The 4,795-nt window shown below is 61.5% G+C and carries 4 protein-coding genes and 4 pseudogenes; 2 read left to right on the top strand and 6 right to left on the bottom strand.

Annotation, left to right across the window (positions count from 1 at the left end; translation table 11 throughout):
• Window positions 1-97: 97 nt before the first annotated feature.
• Window positions 98-1,075 carry a pyrophosphatase gene (locus ACZYOF_RS42185; RefSeq protein WP_463719434.1) on the bottom strand — a complete coding sequence of 326 codons (978 nt, stop codon included), beginning with the start codon at window positions 1,073-1,075 and terminating at the stop codon, window positions 98-100.
• Complete coding sequence (locus ACZYOF_RS42190; protein WP_463719435.1) at window positions 1,072-1,275, bottom strand: hypothetical protein; 204 nt, start codon at window positions 1,273-1,275, stop codon at window positions 1,072-1,074. Before ACZYOF_RS42190 ends, ACZYOF_RS42185 begins: the two co-directional genes overlap by 4 nt.
• 130 nt (window positions 1,276-1,405) lie before the next feature.
• On the opposite strand from ACZYOF_RS42190, the gene ACZYOF_RS42195 reads away from it, so the two are divergent.
• Window positions 1,406-1,591, top strand: a complete 186-nt coding sequence (locus tag ACZYOF_RS42195; protein WP_463719436.1) for a hypothetical protein — start codon at window positions 1,406-1,408, stop codon at window positions 1,589-1,591.
• Window positions 1,591-1,683, top strand: coding sequence for an XRE family transcriptional regulator (locus tag ACZYOF_RS42200; protein ID WP_463719437.1), 93 nt, complete (start codon window positions 1,591-1,593; stop codon window positions 1,681-1,683). Before ACZYOF_RS42195 ends, ACZYOF_RS42200 begins: the two co-directional genes overlap by 1 nt.
• Before the next feature lie 130 nt (window positions 1,684-1,813).
• Here ACZYOF_RS42200 and ACZYOF_RS42205 read toward each other — a convergent pair.
• The 4 pseudogenes from ACZYOF_RS42205 to ACZYOF_RS42220 all read right to left on the bottom strand — a co-directional run.
• Window positions 1,814-2,083: pseudogene (locus ACZYOF_RS42205) on the bottom strand (transposase); the annotation flags it as partial.
• Window positions 2,044-2,253, bottom strand: a pseudogene (locus tag ACZYOF_RS42210) (ATP-binding protein); the annotation flags it as partial. The pseudogenes ACZYOF_RS42205 and ACZYOF_RS42210, both read right to left, overlap by 40 nt.
• An 11-nt stretch (window positions 2,254-2,264) precedes the next feature.
• Window positions 2,265-3,765 (bottom strand): annotated as a pseudogene (gene istA / locus ACZYOF_RS42215) (IS21 family transposase).
• Between the two features lie 140 nt (window positions 3,766-3,905).
• A pseudogene (locus ACZYOF_RS42220) lies at window positions 3,906-4,664 on the bottom strand (SidA/IucD/PvdA family monooxygenase); the annotation flags it as partial.
• Window positions 4,665-4,795: the final 131 nt, after the last annotated feature.

The following is a 4,795-nucleotide window of genomic DNA, read 5'->3' on the forward strand; positions in this document are numbered from 1 at the left end:
CACCGGCGAGCGACAACACGCCTCAAGCACCTTGCGATCTTTCCGCGAAAGGTGGACTTCTCTTGCTTCGGGGATCATCCATATCTTGAATCACGACTCACGATCCAAGAAAAGTGGGTACTAGCGCGACCGCTTGCCCGAAGATCCACGTCGTGACGCCCTCTTCGATGAGAGTGGCGCGTGCGCCGTCCTGCGCCTCGTCGATCTTGGGGTCGCTTTTCCGCTTGAGGCGGAAAAGGCTGCGGATAACAGGCGACCACGTCAAGACGGCCACATAAGCGTAGTGGAAGACATCGTGAAAGCGATAGTCATCGGCTGTCATGGCGTTATCCGTCAAACGATCGCCGATGTTCAGGCCATTGCAACGCTGGAACACATAAGTCTGACCTCGAACCTTACGCTCAAAAACGTCAACATAGAGATCGCGAGGCAGCCATTCTTCGGGTTCGGCAGTTTCGTCGAGAGGCACGGGATATAGTCGTTCCCGCGGCCAACGATCGAAGATCTTGCCTAGATTCTTGATCGCAGCCGCCTCGAGCGTAACGCCCGCCTCGTTCGCAGCTTGAATCAACGTGTGCATGATGGCGACCAGACGACCGGCCAACGCCGACTGATTGTCGGTCAGGCGGCCTGCTTCGTGATCGGTCACGAGCAAGCCGACTTCGCCTGCCAGTTGGAGCAGCGTCTTCTCAAAGGTCGCAGTGGGCTCCAACCGGCGCGTCATTATTGCGGGTTGTAGAGAGGCGAATGAAAGTGTGGCGTCAGGCGCACGCTGCCAGTCCGCATACCCTCGGTTCAAATTCTCGGCGATCTCCCCGAGAGACAATCCACCTCGCGCAGCGACCGCGGTGAGATACCAAAGAACGTCGCCCAGCTCGTCGACCACGTTGCCGGCGTAGCCGAGATATGACGCGCGGTCCCGCTGCTTCTTCTTGACCTCGCTGAGAAGGCTGCCTGTCTCACCAAACAGGCCGAGCAACGGGAATGTGAGCGAACCGCTGTCGCTGCGCTGGTCAGTGGTCAACGCCTGCGCGGCATAGTCCTTAACGGTAAGAGGGGAAAATTCGTCCGTCATGTTTGCCTTTTCTTTCGACGGTCGGAGATTGCTTCGTCCGGTACGGTCACGCCATATGCCTTCAGCGCGCGGAGGACCACGACCCGAATGGGTTCGCGCGTTTCCGCAGCCCGAATACCAAGGTGGTGTTTCGTGACCGCCGGGACCTGAATCTGCAGATACTCGTCGATCTCGTTGGAGGATTGGCCCGCCGCTTTCATGAAGGCACTATAACACGATTTTCATGAAACCACCATATCATGAATTGAGGTCTAGAGAGGCCGGCTTGTCGTAGCGGCCGCGGACTTTGCGGGCACGTCGCATCGGCAAGACCAATTGGAGGTCATGGCAATGGCCGTCGAGACCGTTGATAACGTATTTGATGCTCTGGCCAACACTTCGGCGGAAGCAGCTAACATGGCCGTGCGCGCGGATCTGCTACTCGCCATCCGCGAACGAGTGAGGGCATGGAATGTCACGCAGGACGAGGCCGCCACACGCTCTCGGAACTGTCGCGGCCACGTCTCAATGATCTGATGCGCGGAAAGCTCGAGAAGTTTTCGCTGGATGCACTCGTTAACGTCGCCGCGGCGGCAGGCTTCAGGCTGCACATCGAGCTTGAGGACTGACAGCAGCCCTGATCGACACATTGATCGCGTGCATGCCGTCCCACCCCCATTTTTGCGCCGGATGCGGAGATCGCTGCCGGGCCGCGCTTTATCCGCCGAGCACGGTCGCGGCCTTACGAGTATGGTCTCGGCTGAAGCAGATCGGGTCTTTGCGATTTCGCTTCGGCGGCATGTTCGCCCATGCTCCTTGCTGGCGGGCAAGCTCCCTGATCCAGTCCGCGTCGTATCCACGATCCGCGAGTAAGATCGTTTGTGGGTGCAAGGCGCTGAGGGGGAACCGAACACAGCCGATTGTCATGCGCCAACCGGGCCTGAGCGCGAGATGAACCGGCAGGCCGTTGGTGTCCACCACCGAGTGAATCTTGCTCGTGAGGCCTCCTCGCGAGCAACCCACAGCCTGGTGAGCCGTTTGTCGTGCCGCAGCGAGGCTTCACGTTCGAGCAGCAGAGCAAGCCATTCGGCGTGACCGAGGCTTGCGGCCTCACCGGTGGCTTCGATGTCGGCGAAGGCCTTGGCCATGCCGTGGAGGCCGAGGGCGTTGAGGCGGTCGAGGGTCGGATGGGTGAGCAAGGGATGATCTCCTAATTGTAGTAGCGCGGTCCGCGGATGTTGGCATGCAGGATCGGCGCATCGTCCGCGGAGCGCTGGTGAGCAGGACGCCGATCGAGATTGTTGGCGAGGATCGACTTGACCGAGCCATAGGTGCGCGCGCCGATGTTGATCGCCCGCGCAGCCGCGGCGTCCAGCCGTTCGCGCCCATAGGAGGCGGCGAGCCTGAGGATGCCGAGGCAGGCGCGGAAGCCTTGCTCGGGGTGCGAGCGCTCGTCGAGAATGAGGTCGCACAACGCGCTGGTCGCCGGTCCGATCGCAGCGGCGTCCTGGCGGATACGCGCGATGGTCCAGCCGGCGTAGCGCCGATGGCTGGAGGCCATGTGCTCCGGCACGGTGGTGTGTTTGTGATTGCCGCTCATGCGCTGATGCGCGGCGATCCGCTCGCCCTTGTGGAAGATCTCGACGGTGCGGGCTGTGAACCGCACCTCGACCTCGGCGCGGGCGAAGCGATGCGGAACGCTGTAGTAATGCTTCTCCACCTCGACGTGGTAATCGAGACTGACGCGGCGGATCCGCCACTCGGCGAGGACGTAGGGGGACACCGGCAATGGCTTGAGCGCCGGCCGGTCGACCTCCTCGAGCAACCGGCGGCGTGTCACGCCGAGCCGTCGGATCGGCCGTTCCTCGTTCAGCCTCGTGAGCAGTTCGCCGATCGCCGCATTGACCTCGGCCAGGCTGTAGAAGGTGCGATGACGCAGGCGACCGAGCAGCCAGCGCTCGACGATGAGGACGGCGCGGCCGCGCCGGCAAGATGGCGGTGCCGTAATGCGCCGCCATCTCCGCATAGGTACGATTGATCTGCGGGTCGTACAGGCTCGCCTTGATGACCGCGACCTTGGTGTTGTCGGGCACCAGCAGCGCCGGTATGCCGCCGATCGCCGCGAAGGCGCCAACATGGGCGCTGATCCAGTCAGCGAGCCCCTGCGTCCACGTCGCCTGCGCGTAGGTGAAGCTCGATGCGCCGAGCACGGCGACGAAGATCTGCGCCGTTCTGCGCTCACCGGTCAGGCGGTCGACCACCACCGGCACGCCATCGCCGGCATAGTCGACGAACAGCTTGTCGCCAGCCACATGGGCCTAGCGCATCGTCACCGACAGACGGCCCTCCCAGGCGCGGTAGAGCTCACAGAAGCGCGAGTATCGGTATCCGCCGGGCTCGGCGGCGATATATTCCTCCCACAGGATCGACAGCGTCACGTGCTTGCGTTTGAGCTCGCGGTGCACGGTCGCCCAGTCGGGCTCGGCGATGCGGCGGTGACCCTGACGGTTGCCATTGCCGGTCTTGGCGAACAGGCGAAGTTCCAGAACCGTGTCAGTGACATCGTCTGGCAACGGCCAGCTCAAGCCCGCGGCCTCGAACCGCCGGAGCGCCAGCCGCACCGTCGAGGGTGCCGCGCCCACCCGTCGCGCAATCTCGCGGCTCGGCAGCCCGGCCGCCTTCATTCTGATCACATCGCGCACACGGCGCATCGCAAGCCTCTCCGTCGGCATCCAGGTCCCCTTCGCAAAGCCGAAAGGGTTGACCCTATGGGAGCCAGAAGAGGTCTCGTCACCCGGGCGACATCATCCCGGAATGGGTGGGCGACTTCAAATCGGAATGGTGGGCGAGATCATCTCGGAATCCTGGGCGACATCGATCGGAATCCGCACTCTGTGCATTTGAGGGTCGTTTCGAAGCCTGTTCCGTTCTGCCGCAGAACCTCGAGGCAAGCACTGACGATCAAGCGGACGCTGTCGTTCTCACGCTCGACGAAGCGACCTTCATAGAGTTTGTTGAATAGCCGATTTGCGAGATCCAGCGACACGCCGTCGCTGCTCGGTCTCTTGACCTGCACCCATTCGCGTCGACGTGTAAGCGCCTGAGCTTGAAAGTGGCGGAAATAGGCAGGGGTATAATACTCGTTGGTAAACGCGCAGTCGTCCATCGGTTCGATGTTGTCATGCGGCGTAACCCAAAGTATCTGCTTCAGGGGTGGGCCCGCGAGCAGCTGTTCCATCACCTCGCTGCCGCTTTGACCCGCCCCGAGGAGCAGCACTCGTTCCCCTGCGGCCGGTCGCGTCCTATTCAGATAGTCTGCCGCGTGATACACGCGCTCGCCCAACAAGGGCCCCACGCAATCCGGCACGTAGGGGCGGATTCCGAGCCCCAGTACGACATGTTGGGCTCGATATTCCGCCTCACTAGTGGTGATGCGAAAATGTGATGTTTCGGGGCGCACCTCCAGTGCCTTTTGTCCAAAACTAAGATACGGAAGCTGATCTGCAACCCAAGCGTAATACTGACCAAACTCCTTGAGAGAGACCCCGCCGCACCGTCGATTGACGAATGCGTTCAATCGCCCATTTTGGAGCAAAAAGTTGAGAAATGAGAACTCACTAGTGGTCTATCACAGTGATTTTGACTCTTTGGGGGTGGCTGGATAGGCGCGGCCGAGTTTGGCGCGAGCTTTGTCGGTTGTGAACATCCATTTGATTCGGGCTCGGGTTTTATTTCGCCGCC

It is taken from the genome of Bradyrhizobium sp. LeoA1Lang (assembly GCF_055413685.1).

What these genes read in the sequence shown, in the direction of transcription:
- ACZYOF_RS42185 (WP_463719434.1), bottom strand. Translation starts at nt 1,075, where the DNA reads ATGACGGACGAATTTTCCCCTCTTACCGTTAAGGACTATGCCGCGCAG.
- ACZYOF_RS42190 (WP_463719435.1), bottom strand. Translation starts at nt 1,275, where the DNA reads ATGAAAGCGGCGGGCCAATCCTCCAACGAGATCGACGAGTATCTGCAG.
- ACZYOF_RS42195 (WP_463719436.1), top strand. Translation starts at nt 1,406, where the DNA reads ATGGCCGTCGAGACCGTTGATAACGTATTTGATGCTCTGGCCAACACT.
- ACZYOF_RS42200 (WP_463719437.1), top strand. Translation starts at nt 1,591, where the DNA reads ATGCGCGGAAAGCTCGAGAAGTTTTCGCTGGATGCACTCGTTAACGTC.